This is a genomic window from Candidatus Dependentiae bacterium (assembly GCA_018897535.1).
Lineage (GTDB): Bacteria > Babelota > Babeliae > Babelales > UASB340 > UASB340.
In genome coordinates this window covers 1-17,878 of record JAHIKO010000029.1, presented here as the reverse complement: position 1 = coordinate 17,878, position 17,878 = coordinate 1, and the positions used below count along the sequence as shown (strand labels likewise).

Here is a 17,878-nt window from a genome sequence, read left to right as displayed (position 1 = left end):
TATCCAAACTATAATCTTCGTCTTTATCCGTTTCAAATTTATATCTTATTGGCCCTCTTTCTGAAAACCATGGTGAACGAATTTCAGATGCCCACACATAACCGCTGCAGATAAAAAGCATCGGTATAAAAATTTGTCGTAAAATTTTACTCATACTTTCTCCTATTTGATTAAATTTAGGGGGCCGAATGGCCCCCATTATCTTTTATCTACGATTTACGGTTGTAAATGAAACAGGGTCTGTATCACCCGTTGTACCAAGAACACCAATTTCAGCTCCGTCTTCAGGTTTACCGGCACCTCTTGCCATACTGAATCCGGTTTCTCTATAAATTTGATTTGCACTTGCATAGGAATAATTACTATCTGCTTCAGGTGTATTTACATAACCAATATAAACTCTGTACTGAGTTGTTCCGCAGTTTACCATTCTTGATCCAAGTTCTGTCCATTTTGGAGTAGATAAAAACTTGAAGAAATCATAAGCTTTATCGGTACCGGCTGTTACAATTTTAATTCCACCACCGGATAGTTTTGAAACCGTTGAATTTGTAAAGTTGGCTTGAACTTGTTGTTGAACAATCAAATCTGATGCAAGCATATTATACATACCGTAATCATCAGGATCATCATACTGCTGTTCTTGTCTTAAAATAGGATCTGCAAAATCCCAAGCGTTAAGATATGCTGCAATCGGATAACTTTCTACGGGATCAAGTGTTGATCTGTCAAGATACATAATATTTCCACCGCCCAAAATCTTAGAGCTATCGGGATCAGAAAGTTCCAATGTATAAGATTCCGAGATAGGACCCACAGCGACCATTCCGGCAAGCCTACTTGATCCGTTAAAAATATTACTGTGATCAAATATACCTTGGCTGTTTGTTATCTTTACGGTTTTTACATCGTAAAGAGTTTGTACTTTCCAAGCATTTGTCGTATCCGGACTAAAAAACACATTACCATTTAAAGGATCAACGACCGGATTTGCAGCTAATGTTGAATCACCATTCATATGATCATAAGAATTATCAATAACACCAACACCAAAGCCTAAAAATCCACCTCGTTCGATAAGCGTTCTTGCATGTGCACCATTTAAAGAAAGTTCAAAATTAACTTCACCGCCCGTAATAGCTACAGGATTTCCAATTTCAAAAGAACCTCCGGCCTCTTGTTCCGTTCCAATTATAAAGTCACCCTGTCTTTGTATACTTACACGCAAATATGTATCGGGCGTATCATCATCGGATCCAACTCGTACTTTGGCCCCACCAAGAACTTGAAATTGTGCATCTTTGTTTAACCAAATCTGACCTTTACCTACTATTTTTACTTTATCTGCATCTGCGGCAGTAACTTGCGATAAAAGAGTTGGGTATTTTGTAATATCAGAATATTTTGCCTTAGCTACTTCAGGATCATCTTCAACTTCAAGAATCGTATTGTCGTTAAAATATAATACCGGATAGTTATCAACACTTGTAGGCGTTACAGTTGCAGAAAATCTGATTGTTGCACCGTGACCAAGAACAACTTTACCGTCACCGGCAAATTCTATTTCTTGTCTAAATGTATTTTGACCGAATGAGCTTAAATCAAGTTCACCATTTGCAGGAATATAAAGAGTGTTACCGTTAAGGTTAATGGTTAATCTGTTAACTTCAGTTTCACCAAATTCGGTTTCTGCTACAAATGCACCACGATCGATTACATAAACATTGCTGTTAAGATCAATTGTACCATCGCCTGCAGGAGAAATTGTTAGATAATCTTTTCCTAAAAGTTTCCAAGAATTAATTGAATGTTGGTTCCAACTATTGTTACCAAGTCCAACGCGACCACCATTTCTTAAGAATATTATTCCGTGATCACCTTCACCATAAACTACCGGACTCGATGGAATCGAAACTATTTCTTTTACCCATGCATAACCCGGACCGGAACTATAACCATCTACCAATAAATGTAATGGATCAGCCATCGTTGCACCTGCAACTTTAAGCTGTGTTACTATATCCGCCCAATCTATGCCGGCACCAAAATAGATTACATTTGTAGGCATTGTTACAGGTTGATCAATTATTGCCGTGTATCTAGTTGGTACGGTTTTAAACAATGGAATGGATTTTACAGAGCTATTGCTGTCAGTTCGAGTATTCCAAGCAATTATATACTCTTCTCCGGAATATCTATCGTTACTTATTCTTCCGGCATAGCCTTGAACTCTTTGACTATTAAAGGTATCCAAATGATTTCCGACAGGAGCTCCTTGATCCGTATCAACCGTATTTAAATTATAAGGTTGCTGTCCAAAACCATAGCCATACATTACCTGATCTTTTGGAAGATCAATGATTCCCATTAAGCCATCATAGCTCCATAGTCTGTACACAATAGGAAGATCAACAAATGCATCATAACCATGAGTCGTAGAACTTGGTTGAGTAGCTGTAACCCTTCCACCGTGATTTACATAAACAACTGAACCTGTTTCAGTTGTAATTACAGGAACAATAGCTTTATTGCCTGATGAATCGGTTCCACCAAAATAAAAGTAATTTCCATCTATAGATAATGTTGCCGGAGGAGTATTTGTAATACTTTCAATACCTGTAGTTGTAACTTTTATATCAAAATAATTTGAACCATTTCCTGATAAACTTTCCCATGGATAAGTTGTCTTATCACCAACGGTTGTTGTCCAGCCCAAAGACATATAACCAACACCGTTTGAACCTCTGTTAAACATCAATAAATGATGAGGACGTTTTGCATCAAGCAATGGTCCCATTAACAATCCGGTTTCATCTTCAGATTGCAATGAAAGTTTAATAGTTTGAGCCGGTGTTGTTTTATTATATTTTCTAAATACATTTACGGAAGAATTTTGCAATGTTGCATTTGTTGAAGCATTGGACATTTTGTTGTTTGAACATGTTGCCATAAATAATCTGCCATATGAATGATCTAAAGTATCAAGCAAATATCCGTGATTGAAGAATTTAAATGTCGAAGTATTATTTGTTCCAATTGTTGGAGAATAATCAACTTCATTTACAACAAATTTACATCCTGCCGCAACATAATGTTCGTGTAAATCCAATCTTGAATTATAAAACTCAAATCTTGGATATGCATAATTTTGTTCTAAAATTGGGGTTAATGCGCCATTCGGATTAATCGTATCGTTAAAATATTTTCTTTCACCGCCAACAATATTTGGTAAAGCAATTGAAGGGTTTGGACTTAACAATTTTGTAATATCATTATTTTCATACACTACATCAAAAAGCTTTAAATCCGAATTTAGTAAAATCGATGGTGAATCATAAATTTTGTAAGTTACCGTATCTTTTGTTAGTGGTCTATTGATATAACTTTGTGTCAAATAGTTATATTCCCTACCGGTAAAATCCATGCTTACTGTAGGTAAATTTACTATAGCTTCATCCAGTAAAGAACTTCCCGTGTAAGATCTGCTTGGCCATGAATTTCTTGAATAAGATTTAATGTTTAAAGGCGCTTCCAAATCAAGAACATGACGTCCTTCATCGGATGTTACTTGTGAACTTGAAACATATTGACCATTATAGGTTGCAGAATCAATTGTAAATGTAAAAATATAGTCATGATTACTATTTTCTACATAAACAGGTCGTACATAAGCATTAAGAACAGTACCGTCATCAGTAACTTTAGATCCCGCATGTAATAAAAGTTTGGAATCACCATAAAGATATATTTCTGCCTCGGTATAATTAACATCATCTTTATCAACAGGAAACCCATAATTATTCCAACCCTCATAAAGACCATCAATAAACATTGCTGTTGGATTCTTTTTCTTCAAATATGGGGATGTATTAAGATAAGTTGAAGCATTACCATTCGCAATAACTGCTGAATAATCTTGGGCTAAATATGGATCAATTTTTAAATTTGTTTGAGTTGCTACATAATCTAAAAATGTTTTGTGTGCCACTTCTATTCGTCCATTTTTACCTAAAATAAATCCGGTCTGAACATTATATGTTGTAGTTCTAGCATGGTCGAATATAGTATTTATTGAATCGGCTGCAGGCTGCCAGGCAAAAGCATTTGCCCAATATTTACCAATACTAGCTAATGGAAGATTTGAACCACCTACAGGTACCGCTGTAATTAAATTATCTTCTTCATACGGATCGGCTGCAAATTTTGGAACAGCCGTATTTCTATTAATTATTAACAATCCTCGTGCATCGCTGTCACTTGGATCGGTTATTCCTCTTGAATATCTGCTATCATCAATAACTCTTAATATTGCTTTTTTACCTGCAAGAGTATCATAATGAGCCTTTGTTCTTATACCGGCTTCTGTAAAATCATCACAATAATGTCCAAAAACAAGTAAAGCTCCATCATTAAAACCACCGTGTCCTGCATCGCCATTGTTCTTTTGATCTATATCTATGTACATGGAACCCGATCCGGTATGTGTAGGATCAAATGCGATTGAGCCATAACCATCAGCACCGGTTGTATCTGTTGATAAATATGTAAGCATTGAACTATCATCTATGTGAATACCAACCGGGTTTTTAGGATACTGAGTTCCTTGAGCATAACCTCCGGGTCTACGTTTAAAGACAACTTTATTTTTACCTGATGTTATAGCCTGGCTTAAAATTTGATCCATTAAAATATAAACTCTGCATGGATTATATGTCGTAATTTTCGAATAGGGTTCACCCGGATAATTATAACCTCCCAAAGATGAACCCTCAAAAGAAACTTGAGCGCCTCTTTTTCCGGTACTGTCTTGAGTTGAATTATAATCACTTAAATAAAAAGTTGTTGTTCCTTGTCCGGAAAATGTTAAAGTAAAATCATTTGAATTTGATGCACTGAATAGAGATTTAAATATTAAATCATAATCACAATAAACATTTATATTACGATCAGCTTTAGCGTGAAAAATTAAATGTGCATAATTACCGGAAAGCGTTTGTAACTTAACATTGTTTGCAGTCACAGTTACGTTTATATCTTGATTATGCGCATTTATATAAACGGCATTTTGAATATTAATAGTTGCGTCAGTTTGATGGCCATCACCAAAAATTTGTAAATCTTGGTCATTAACGGCAGCTGTAATAGTTTGTCCATTACGCCAATTGACAGCAAACAAAGAGTTACCTATGCCTGCAAAAGAAAAAAATAACAGGATTAAAAACCTGTTCAAAGATAATCTACTCATTATCTCTCCTTTAATAAAAACCAACAAATATTCCCTTTTAAAATTCAAACTATATAACTTTTTATAAAAATCAAAATTTTACAAATTTAACGCAAAGCATTAGATTAGTTTTTAAAAAATATATTAATCGCGAAAAGCTTAACTTTTTTTATTGTAAATTTGCAAAGAAATTTAAAAAATTCAAAAGGAAAACCGTGAACAACAAGAAAATCAATTTTTTTGATCTTTCAAGACAGTGGTCGGAAAATAAAAATAATTTAACCGAAAAAATCAATTCTGTTTTAGATTCACAAAGCTATATCGGTGGAAAATTTATTGAAACATTTGAAACAAATTTTTCAAAATATCTTAATGCAAAACATGCAATCAGTTGCAACAGTGGAACCGACGCTTTATTAATGGCTCTCGATGTAATAGGTATGAAAAAAAATGAAATAGTACTCACAACACCATTTTCTTTTATTGCATCAAGCAGCGAAATTTTGGCGCTTGAAGGGCATGCAGTTTTTATAGATATTGACGATAAAACATATAATATCGATACAAACAAAATAGAAATTTGGATAAATAATGAATGTGAATTTAAAAATAATAATTTGATTCACAAAAACACAGGATATCGTGTTGCCGGAATTTTACCTGTAGATATTTTTGGACAATGCGCAGATTATAAAAATCTAAGAAAAATTGCTAAAAAATATAATCTTTGGATAATTCAAGATTCTTGCCAAGCAGTTGGATCTTTGGATGAAGATGGAATTATGGCCGGAAATCACGGTGATATTACATGTTTTTCTTTTTATCCAACCAAAAATCTTGGCGCATTTGGTGACGGTGGCGCATGTACTACAAATGACTCGGTATTAGCAGAAAAACTTTTACGCTATAGAAATCACGGTAGAAAAAATCACTATAATTACATAGAACATGGAATTAACAGTAGACTTGACGGAATACAGGCGGCAATTCTTGATGAAAAATTAAAATTATTGGAAAATCTTAACAACAGACGAAGAGAAATTGCTGCAATTTACAATAAAGAATTTTCTAATTTAAATTCAATAGAACTTCCAAAAGAAATTTTCGGAAAACATGTTTATCATCAGTACTGTATTAAATTAAATAATATAAATAGAGAAGAATTAATGAGCCGTTTAAGTTCAATGGGCGTTGGAACAAATATCTACTATCCAAAAGGACTAAATCAGATAGATTTTTTAAACAAAGAACCACGATTAAAAACTGAATGCCCAATCTCTGACAATTTAACCCAAACAATTTTAGCTTTACCTATTTGGCCGGAATTAACAAATGAAGAAGTCTTATATATCTGTGAAAAATTTAAAGAAGTTATAAATAGTAATATTATGTCAAAAATAAGCTCAGAAAAAAGTATAAACTTATAAGTAATAGATATTTTCAAATTTGTGGATTATAATACACATTGGGGTAATAAAGGGCTTCTTGTCTTTTTAACGCCTTATTTATTATTGTAATTTATTTTTTTATTTAATTTAGGGGATAAAATGGGAATTAATACCCGCCCAGACATAAGAAATATTGCTATTATTGCACACGTTGACCATGGCAAAACAACGCTTGTGGATCAAATGTTAAAACAATCGGGCACAATTCAAACAAAAGATGTTCCAACAGACAGAATTATGGACAGTGGAGATCTTGAAAGAGAACGTGGAATCACAATCACTGCAAAAAATACCGCTATAATTTTACCTGAAGCAAAAATTAATATTGTTGACACCCCGGGTCACTCTGATTTTGCCGGTGAAGTCGAACGTACGCTTCAAATGGTTGAAGGTTTTTTATTATTGGTTGATGCTGCAGAAGGCCCATTACCAGGAACAAGATTTGTTTTACAAAAAGCATTGGCTTTAGATTTAAAACCTATAGTTTTGATCAACAAAATAGATAGAAAAGATGCCGATATTGAAAGAATAGAAGAAGCAATTCATGAACTTTTCTTAGAACTTGCATTAAAAGATGATCACTTAAACTTTAAAGTGCTTTATGGCTCATCAAAACTTGGATTTGTCTCAGAAAGTCCAAAAGCAACTTCAGGTGATATGCAACCTCTATTTAAAACAATTTTAGAAGAGATTCCCGCTCCTAAGCAAACAATTGAAGATCTTCAAATTCTTATAACAAATTTAGATCACTCCGATTATCTTGGAAGAATTGGTATTGGTAGAGTTTTTAACGGTTCTGTAAAAATTGGTGATCAAATTGTTTCATGTAAAAATGATTATATAAGCAAAAAAATGGCTATAACAAAACTTTATCAATTTGAAGGAATCAAAAGAATTGAAGTTGATTCTGCAAAATTTGGTGATATCGTTGCTGTTACAGGCTTTGAAGAAGAAATTACAATAGGAACAACAATTTGTAATGCAGAAAAACCAAATCCTATTGCATATACTGAAATAGATGAACCTACTCTTTCCATTTATATTGGAGTAAACAAATCTCCATTTTCGGGAAAAGAAGGTAAACTTTTAACATCACGTCAAGTCAGAGACAGATTATTTAAAGAATTAAAAACAAATATTGCACTTCGCGTAGAAGAAACTGAAAATGCTGAAAGCTTTAAAGTTTCCGGCCGAGGTCAACTTCATCTTGGCGTACTTATAGAAACTATGAGACGTGAAGGCTTTGAACTTCAAGCCTCTGCTCCTGAAGTTATTTATAAAACTATAAATGGTCACAAATATGAACCTTATGAATTATTAATAATAGATATAGAAGAAGAATATCAAGGTTTTGTCATGGAAAATTTGGCAAAACGAAAAGCCGAACTTGTAAATATGGTCCACTATACTGAAGGCAAAGTAAGATTGGAATTTAAAATACCGGCCCGAGGATTAATTGGTTTTAGAAACCTTTTTATGACCAATACAAGAGGAACCGGTTTAATGAACCACAGATTTCATGACTATGAACCTTATGCCGGTGAAATTATAGGAAGAACCAAGGGCGCTTTAGTATCTATGGAAAATGGTGCATCAAGAGGTTATGCTTTAGATGCGTTACAACCTAGAGGTATTTTATTTATAGACCCGGGTGTGGAAGTTTATGAAGGCATGATTATTGGTGAACATTCAAGAGAGAACGATCTTGATGTAAATCCAACCAAAGAAAAAAAACTAACAAATATGAGAGCTTCTGGAACAGATGAAGCCATAAAACTTGCTCCGCCTAAAATAATGAATATTGAAGAAGCTTTAGAGTGGATTAAAAATGATGAACTTATTGAAGTTACTCCAAAATCTATTAGATTAAGAAAGAAATTCTTAAAAGCACACGAAAGAAAAAAATCCAGTAGAGAATAGGAGTAATTTAGATGGAAAAAAAGGGTTTATTGGTTTCACTCGAAGGTATAGATGGTTCCGGAAAATCTCTTTTAGCCCAAAATATCTTTAAAAAATTAACAGAACAAAATATCCCGGTTGTTTTAACCAAACAGCCGGGAGGAACAAATCTCGGTTTAAAACTTAGACAAATTCTTCATGAAGAAAAAGATAATGTTTGTGATTTGGCAGAATATTTTTTGTTTGCAGCCGATAGAGCCCAGCACATAAAAGATATTGTCATACCCGCATTAAATTCAGGGAAAATTATAATCTCAGACCGTATGGCCGACTCTTCACTAGCCTATCAGGGTTATGGTCGCAGTCTTAATATTGAAAATATAAAATCAGTTAATAATTGGGCAATGCAAAGTATTGAACCCGATTTAATTTTTTACATAAAAATCGACATAAAAACGGCTCAAGATAGAATTTTTAAACGTAATGAATCTTTAACTTCTTTTGAAAAAGAAAAAACTGAATTTTGGGAAAAAGTTATTGTTGGTTACGAAAAAATCTTTATAGATAGCAAAAATGTAATTAAACTTGACGGGACTCTTTCTCCTGAAAAATTAACAACTCTCGCAATAACGGAAATAATAAACAAATTATAATATATTTTTATTTGATTGACTGAATAATATTCTCAAATGTAAATTTACCCCATAAAAATTTTATAAGGGGTAAATTAATGAAAAAAATATTAATATTTTTATTGTTGTTAGTAACAATCACAAATAAAGTAAAATCAACATATACGGTTTATTTAAACTACTCAGCTTGTAGTTTACAGGATGCATATCATCAAGATTATCCCAGTAAAAAAATTCTGGCTGAAGCTGAAAGAGTAGTAAATACATTTACACTATCAGATTATGATTATAATACTTTTATAAATGTAAAAGCTGGAGTATACAAAGTAGATTGTTCAAGTTTTCTTTCTTATGTTTTAGCCATATCGGTATACGATTGGTATGAAAAAATATATGCTCATGCAGTGCTTTCACGATTTCCATCAACAAAAAACAATCCAACTTTGGAACGATGTTTAGCAAAAGATTTTTATAGTTTTTTTAAAAATTATAATATTAAATCAGATAAATATAAGGGTTGGGAAATAATATCGGGACTTAATGATTTAAACCCCGGAGATATAATAACAATAAAATATGAAGATGGAGCAAGTAACACGGGACACGTTCTTATTTTAGCCGGTGAGCCAATACAACTGGAAGGTTTTTCAAACACTCCAGTTGGTTACACGGAATTTCTTGTAAAAATAATAGATTCTTCAGCCTCACCGCATGGAACATCAACTACATATTGGCCAAGAGTTAGAGATACCAGAACGGATAATTCCAAAAATGTAGATGAAGGTGGTGTTGGAATGGGTTATATGATTTTAGGAACAAAAGATACGGATACGGAACAAAAAATTCAATTTTGGCGTAGATCAAACCTATCCAGTTCGGTAATATACAGAAATGACCCTTCAAACCTTTCATCCGGATCGTATACAACCAGACCAATTCTGTTTGGTCGCGCTGTCCCGTATGACAATGATCCGGAAAAATATTCAAATTATTATGGGGTAAATATGGACAGAATATTACCTTATAAAACTCTAGATACTACAGGATTTACCGGTGGATCAGACGAAAGCGGTGATCAGACAGGAGATTAGTTTTATATTTTTCAAATAAAGTTATAATAACGAAATAGAATTTTATAATTTGATTTAAATATTAACAAAATTATTTTATTATGAACGATACACTTATTCCAACGCAACTTTTTGTAGGCTCTAAAGATATTCTTGATTATGAAACTGAATTATTTTTACAGCAACAATTTTGTTCAAAAAATAAAGATAAAAATTGTTACTGCAATGACTGTAGAAAAATAAAAATTAAACAACATGAAAATATTATTTTTATAAATCCTGAAAAAGACTACTCTGTAAAAGATGTTGCTATAATTTTTGAACAAACATCATTAAGTCTGGATAAAAATCAAAAATTCTTTTTTATTTTACAAAAAGCACAAACACTAAACACAGCAACGGCAAATAAACTTTTGAAAATTCTTGAAGAACCTCCAATTGGTTATAATTTTATATTACAAACCAATAATAAAAATTCTACTCTACCAACAATTTCCTCACGCTGTCTTATAAAAATATTTAAAGAATCTATTGATACTCAAAGCAACCACCCTATAGTTGCATTTTTTTATGAGCAAGATTTAGATAACCCTATAAATTTTGATAAACAACTTAAAGAATCAAATCTGTCGGATAGTGAAAGCATAGAATTAATTAACAATATGCTAAATTTTTACTCTCAAAAAATTATTTTATGTTCAAAAAACAACAATTTAAGTGAAATTAATTATAATTTAAAAGTTTTTAATTTTTTAAAAAAAACGCTCAAAAAAGAACCCATGTCGGGAAGTTCTAAAATATTTTGGAAAAATTTATATATACAATTTCCACGTAAATAAGAAATAAGGAGAAAAAGTAGTATGAAGATAATAAATTTAAAATTTTATATTTTTATATTTTTTATATTTAATATTTCAAACGCAAAAAAAATTCAGGATCTATTGCAGGAAAATTATTCCATTCCATTTGATCAACTTTTGGGAAAAGGAGGAACCGGTGAAATTTGGGGCTCCAGCAGCAGTGAAAATATAGCCATAAAAGGTGGTGAAAATATTAGTCAATGCGATAAGATAAAAAAAGAATTTGAAATACAAAAAAATATTTATAATCGAATAGAAATATATGACAAAACTCTTTTTGAAAGAATTCTTGTTTTAAATCCAAGTAAATTAATATCAAATATTGCAGACGTTTGCGCTATGGAAATTCCAAGATTATATCCAATTAAAGAAGAAACCAATAAAAATCTAATAACTCAACTAAAATTTGGAGAAGAAAATCTTGATTCTGTAGATAAATATGAAAATGAAATAATAACGGGACACAGTTTAGGTCTTAAACAAATAAATGAAATTATTAATAAATATTCAAAAATAAATAATAATAAAACTAATTTAGAGCAATTATTCAGTGACCTTGGTACATTTATGGCAATATTGCATTATAAATTACAGTTAGACGGTTTGGATATGGAAATTTGTATGGTACGAGAAAAAACAAATGCAGAAATCTATAAACTAGCCTTTTTGGATTTTGGTATGTGTAATAATATGTCAAAATATTTTAAAGAAAATAAAAATAATAAAATAAAAAAATATATTCTTTCTGCTTTAAATGTCGAAAAAAGATTGCCAAACCCAACCTGTACAGAGTTTAAGAGTTTTAAAGACAATTATATAAATACAGCAAAAACTGAAAATTGCGAAGTTTTAGCAACCGAAATAGTTGAAGAGCACATAATACAGCAATTTATAAAAAATATTGTTATTAAAAAGTATTTGGATGAAAAACTAAAAACAAATGGTCACAAAACATTTCAATTAATAGGTTATTCAAATATCATTACAAATTGGGTACAAAAAGATATTCTTGCGCATATAAAAAATAATAATTACAATATTTCAACAGATAATACATTTGATTATTTAAATAAAATTTTGCCCAATATAATAAAGCAAAAAAAAGATGCCAATAATCTTAGTAATCTGGAAAAAATTGTAATTAATAAACTTGAATAAATTTACGAATATATAACATTGAACTTAAAAGCTATTTTTCAAAAAATTTTTAACTATTTAGCTATATTTTTTGAAACACAACTTATTATTACACTTATCTCTTTGCCAATATTAATTCATTGGGGATTATCAATATCTATGATGAGTTTTATAGGCAATCTAATTTTCGTACCATTTTTATCTATTTTTTTAACCCTAAGCTCTCTTGTATTTTTCACTGAATTAATAAATATTCCCAATAATTATTTGATATATTTTTTAGATATTTCGACAAATTTTTGGAAAAAAATTATGAGTATAGGACAAAAGAACTGGTTAATGGGTTTTGGTAAAGTAAATATTTTTATTTTGTTATTAATACCATTAATAACTTTTTTTATTTTAAGTAATAAAAAATTTTCAAAAAAAACAAAATTTTTTATGTATATAGTTCTTTTATTATCATTCACAGCATTTTTAAAGTTTAAAACATTCTATTTTTCACCTAATCAGATTATTGTTACAAACAAGCTTTTGATTAAAAAAAATAAAAACAATCAAATAAAAATTAAAGATAATGGTATATTTTCTGAAAAACAGTCTGTTGAAAAATTTGTTGAATTTGAATTACGCCAAGAAATTATAAAAAACTTTGGAACACTTAATATTAAAAAACTTACAGTTACAAAGCCCGGCATAAGAACCTTTAAGGGAATTATAACAACTGCAAAACTTTTTAATTTGCATGAAGTTAAACTACCAAGATTTGATGGAAAACTTACAAAATACGGCTGGAAGTTATTTTTTGATATGAAAGATTTATTAATTAAAAATAATATAAAACTAACAAGAATCTAATTTTTATATTTCTTTTTCTTTATTTTATCGTCAACTATTTTTTTTATTTCAATAAGTTCTGCTAAAATTTCTTTTGCGCTAGGTCTATCCAATATAAATCCCCAACATTTTTCTATTAAATTATTTATTCTATCTTTGACAGATAGATCTTCCAGCCCCTTATAAAAAAAATCTATTTCATTCAAATTCAGCCGTTCGCCTTGATTTAATAAATATTTTTTCATTATTTTCTTAATTTTATTAAAATCTTCCAAAATATTTTTAACGGATTTAACTAAATCTTTTTCTTCACTTAAAAACTCCGGATCTTTTGATTCCAAAACTTTATTTTCAACAAATTTATAAAAAAAATCATTTTCATATATTACGTAAAAAATTAATGTTGCTATTGAATAAATATCATTTTCTAGATAACAGGCGTAATAACATATTCCATTTTCATCTGATAATTTTGATCCATAAATTGCGGGGTCTACATATGGAATGGTCATTGAAAATGAGCCATCTTTAACATATGTTTTATCTTTGGGAATTATTATTAAAGACTCTAAATCTATAAGCTTTAATACACCCCTAACAAATATAAGATTATCAGGCTTTAAATCTCTTAAAATAATATTTTTATCATGTAAAAAAACAATAATCGATAAAATAGTAATTAGATAATCTATTTTTTTAGATAAAGTAGTAGCTTTTTCAACTTTATTTCTTTGTATTCTTTTATTACGACAATTTCTTATAAAATAACGAAGATTTCCAGTTCCACCGCATTCCATTAAAAACTCTTTTTTTACTTCATCAAAATCATATAAAGTTATAATGTTTGGATGCTTGTACTCTGAATTATTTAAAAAAAATAGTTCATTTTCAAAAAAAATATTTGTATATTTTCCGGGCTTATAAACAACCAAAGCCAATGAACGAATTGAATCGGACGAAAAAACTTTATAAACCTTTTTATTGGCCCCCTCTCCAATCAAATCTTTGTCTGTATAATTTCTATTAATATCATCTAATTTAAAACAATTCGTACATTGATCCATACAAATTAATTTTAAATTTAGTGATATAAAAATAAAAAATATTATTCTTTTAAAATACTTAAGATGCATAATAAATTTATTTTACCAAATCTTTTCGCCAAGAATTATTACCAACCAAATGATCTATAAAATATATATTACCAAATTTTATAAACTCAGATTGTTCAGGATAAAGACTAAATAAAGTTTGTAAAATAGTTTTTGCTATTTTCATTGGTTCAATAGTTTCTAAATCATAAATATGTAAAAAAACACCATCACAAAGAATATTTTTATGTTTTGGATCAACAGATTTACCAATAATGGATTCAGGTGTAAATTTTACATATTCAAAATATATTCCCGGTAACTTTTTTGAATTTAAAATACACGCCAATTTTTGACCGTCAATCCAAGGAGCCCCAATTTGCTGAAATGGAAAATTTGTTCCACGGCCTTCTGAATAATTTGTCCCCTCAATAAAAACAGTAATTGGATAGCAATAAACAGATTCCATACTTGCCAAATTTGGCGATGCAGGCAAATAATAACCGGCTTTATAATAATTTTTAAAATTATTTTCGTCATATAAACTTATAACGGTTAAATTTGCACTTATTTTTTTATTTAAATCTTTTGCAATTTGACCAATAGTTTGACCATGAATAAATGGCGTTTTTACCATCCCTGCAAAAGATACCGAATCTTCTTGTAATTTGGGGCCCTGTTTTGGCCAAAAATAAATTGGATTTGGTGAATCTATAACAATAACAGACAAATTATTTTCTGCAGCTGCGTCCAAGCATAATTTTAACGAACTTAAATATGTAAAAGCTCTTATACCAACTTCATGTAAATCTATAACCAAAACATCTAAATTTGATAACATTTCTTTTGTTGGTTTTTTATGTGCTCCATGCAACGAATAAATAGGACAGTCCCATCTGCTATTTTTTTGGCTATCAACATTAACTGTAGCACCAAAATTACCAAACAACCCGTGTTCCGGTGAAAACAACGCAACCAGTTTTGTATTATTTTGCTGATTTTTTGCAAAATCAAATAATAAATCAGGCAAAAAACTTTTACCATTTTCAATATTAAGATAACTTGCGTTGTGGCAAAGTAATCCAATTTTTTTATTTTTTAATTTTTCTTTTAACTGTTCTAAAATTAAACATTGTTCAGGTAAGTAATTATCTGTTAATCTACTTGCAACCTCTTTTAACATTGGTTTTGAAAAGCTACCCAAATTAAATATTTTTGCATTTTTTAATATAGTTTGCTCATATGGATGTGCCAAAGATATATTTATCAAATTTATATTATTTTCTTGAGTACAAAAACTATTTAAACTTTCTATAATTATCTTCTGATTGTCATTCCAAACGCCCTGCCCATAAAAAAAGCTACTCAATATAATATTTTTGTAATTTTCATTATTTTTTATAAAATCTAAAACTAAATTTACACAATTTTTATCTTTTGGATCAAAAATTAACTCTTTTAAATTCGCAACTGATTTTTCAAGTGATTTTGCTAGATAACTTTTTTTATTATTTATAAACCAATCTTGTCCGGGACGAAGTTTTGAAATATCTGCAGTAATTAATAAGCAATTATTTATTTTTAAATTTTCATAAAATTCTTTTATAGCCGCTGATGCTAAATATTTTGATAATTTTTTTTCAGGTAAAATAACTTTATATTCTAAATCAACTAATTTTTTATTCTTAAATTCTATAATCTTGTTTATCTGTTCTTCTAAAATTAATTTTTTTTCTTGTGAAATATAATTTAACTTATTATTAAGTTTTTCAATTAAATCAATATCTTGATTTTCTTTTTGGGCCGAATAAATTATTAAGTTAAAGCCTGCAAATATTGAATCTAAAACAAGATCTGATAAATCAGATTTAATTTGTACACCAGCCATAAAAAAATCATCTGTAATCAAAAAAGCATTTTTATTTTTATCTTTTATCCAATTAACAACTTTAGGTGATAATGTAGCAGGTAAATTTTCAAATATATTTGGATATTTTGCGTGAGTAACCATTATAAATGGATCAGATTTACTTTCTAAAATTTTTTTAAACGGTAACACATGTTTTTTAAATTCTTTTTTACTTAATTTAACTTCAACTTGATGTAAATGAGTATCAAGCCCACCGCCCCCTAAACCCGGAAAATGCTTATAAACAGGAATTATGCCTTCAGATTCCAAGCCTGACGCAAAAGCTGAAGAAAGCTCAAAAATTTTTTCCGGATCACTAGAAAAAGTTCTTGAACCTAAAACAAAATTATTTGGATCGAATAAATCCAAGCTGGGCGCAAAATTCATATTAATACCGGCATCACGCATCTGTTGTTCAATTAATTTACCTGATAAAACCGAGTATGTTCTATTTATTTCACCTAAATTTTTTGGCGCAGGTACGGAAAAAAAGCCTCCGGTTTCATTTGTTCGCGATACTATGCCACCTTCCCAATCTATAGCTATTATTAATTTTGGAATTTTTAATCTTTTTGCTTCATTTTGTAAAAACGCTGTAAGTTTTTTTGTCTCTTGTCGATTTTTTACATGTTGAGCCAAAAGCATTACTCCGGCAGGTTTAGTTTTAGAAAGCCAAGTTGCAAGATCTTTTTGAGAACTTGTATTTGGCAAAGTTAATATAAAAAATTGACCGGAATTTAGAGAAAATAGATTATTAAAAAATAAAATTAAAATAAAAAATATTTTTTTCATAAAATTTCTTTGTTATTCAATTATAAATTTAAAATTTTCAAAAATAATTTTATAAACCAAATCTAAGTAATACAAATCTAAATTACTTTTAATAATAAGCTCATGTAATGGTGTTATTGCATTTATGCCTTCAGGCAAAATTTTACTTTTAAAAAATATATCTTTATCAAAATCACCACTTTTTATTAGTTTACCAACCTCAAAACCAAACATAAAATTTTTACCAAATGGGCTGGTAGAGCTTAGATAAAGATCACCAAAACCTGAAAGACCATATATTGTTTCTTTTTGTCCGCCAAGAGTAATTATTAAGTTAGATGCATTTTCAAATGCTTTTGTGACAATAAATGCAATTGTATTTTTACCCAGTTGATAACCTGAGGATATTCCGGCCAAAAGAGATATTACATTTTTTAACGCACCACCAACTTGGACACCTATTAAATCTTTTGATTCATCGATTTTAAAATAATTATTTTTTAATATATTATTTATTTTTAAAGAATAAAAATCATCACTTCCGGCAAGAACCGATCTGGTAAATTGTTTTTCAATAATTTCATGAGCAAAATTTGGACCGGATAAAGCAAAAACTTTATTTTTATTTTCCAAAACAGACTCTATTATTTGTGTTGGAAACAATAAAGTTGATTCTTCAATTCCCTTGCTTAAAGAAATAAAAACCTGATCTTTTGTAATATAATCTTTTACTTCAACTAAAACTGATCTTAAAAATTTTACAGGTATTGCTTGAAATATAAAATTTGTATCTTGAATAACTTGTTTTAGATCATTGGTTACCAATATATTTTCATTTAATTTAAATCCGGGTAAATAAAGTTTATTTTCATGTTCAACATTAATTTGAAAAACTAAATCGTTTTCATATGACCACAGATAAACATTAAATCCGTTATCTGCCAAAAGATTCGCTATAGCTGTGCCAAAAGCCCCGGCACCCAATACGGAAACTTTTTCT

11 protein-coding genes are annotated in these 17,878 nt (G+C 29.8%); 7 read left to right on the top strand and 4 right to left on the bottom strand.

The window, feature by feature from the left end; genetic code table 11:
• Positions 1-205 precede the first annotated feature (205 nt).
• Positions 206-5,245: a hypothetical protein gene (locus KKE07_01635; GenBank protein MBU4269559.1), complete on the bottom strand. Its 5,040-nt coding sequence runs from the start codon at positions 5,243-5,245 to the stop codon at positions 206-208.
• 194 nt (positions 5,246-5,439) lie between these two features.
• Here KKE07_01635 and KKE07_01630 point away from each other — a divergent pair, with 194 nt between their 5' ends.
• The 7 genes from KKE07_01630 to KKE07_01600 all read left to right on the top strand — a co-directional run bounded on the left by KKE07_01630 (position 5,440) and on the right by KKE07_01600 (position 13,128).
• Complete coding sequence (locus KKE07_01630) at positions 5,440-6,651, top strand: DegT/DnrJ/EryC1/StrS family aminotransferase (GenBank protein ID MBU4269558.1); 1,212 nt, start codon at positions 5,440-5,442, stop codon at positions 6,649-6,651.
• Between the two features lie 120 nt (positions 6,652-6,771).
• A complete protein-coding gene (typA, locus tag KKE07_01625; protein ID MBU4269557.1) occupies positions 6,772-8,592 on the top strand; it encodes a translational GTPase TypA in 1,821 nt (606 codons plus the stop codon).
• An 11-nt stretch (positions 8,593-8,603) separates the two neighbouring features.
• Positions 8,604-9,224 (top strand): dTMP kinase, encoded by a 621-nt coding sequence (tmk, locus tag KKE07_01620; GenBank protein MBU4269556.1) that lies wholly within the window; start codon positions 8,604-8,606, stop codon positions 9,222-9,224.
• Between the two features lie 77 nt (positions 9,225-9,301).
• Complete coding sequence (locus KKE07_01615) at positions 9,302-10,294, top strand: hypothetical protein (protein MBU4269555.1); 993 nt, start codon at positions 9,302-9,304, stop codon at positions 10,292-10,294.
• An 80-nt stretch (positions 10,295-10,374) separates the two neighbouring features.
• Positions 10,375-11,112, top strand: coding sequence for a hypothetical protein (locus KKE07_01610; protein MBU4269554.1), 738 nt, complete (start codon positions 10,375-10,377; stop codon positions 11,110-11,112).
• 21 nt (positions 11,113-11,133) lie between these two features.
• Positions 11,134-12,291, top strand: a complete 1,158-nt coding sequence (locus KKE07_01605; protein MBU4269553.1) for a hypothetical protein — start codon at positions 11,134-11,136, stop codon at positions 12,289-12,291.
• An 18-nt stretch (positions 12,292-12,309) separates the two neighbouring features.
• On the top strand, positions 12,310-13,128 hold the full coding sequence (locus KKE07_01600; GenBank protein ID MBU4269552.1) for a hypothetical protein: 819 nt from the start codon (positions 12,310-12,312) through the stop codon (positions 13,126-13,128).
• Here KKE07_01600 and KKE07_01595 read toward each other — a convergent pair.
• The 3 genes from KKE07_01595 to KKE07_01585 form a co-directional block, all read right to left on the bottom strand.
• On the bottom strand, positions 13,125-14,171 hold the full coding sequence (locus KKE07_01595) for a protein kinase (protein MBU4269551.1): 1,047 nt from the start codon (positions 14,169-14,171) through the stop codon (positions 13,125-13,127). The genes KKE07_01600 and KKE07_01595 overlap by 4 nt on opposite strands.
• A gap of 76 nt (positions 14,172-14,247) precedes the next feature.
• Positions 14,248-16,899, bottom strand: coding sequence for a DUF1343 domain-containing protein (locus KKE07_01590; GenBank protein ID MBU4269550.1), 2,652 nt, complete (start codon positions 16,897-16,899; stop codon positions 14,248-14,250).
• A gap of 12 nt (positions 16,900-16,911) precedes the next feature.
• The coding region (locus tag KKE07_01585) for an NAD(P)-dependent glycerol-3-phosphate dehydrogenase (protein MBU4269549.1) at positions 16,912-17,878 on the bottom strand (967 nt) is incomplete at its 5' end.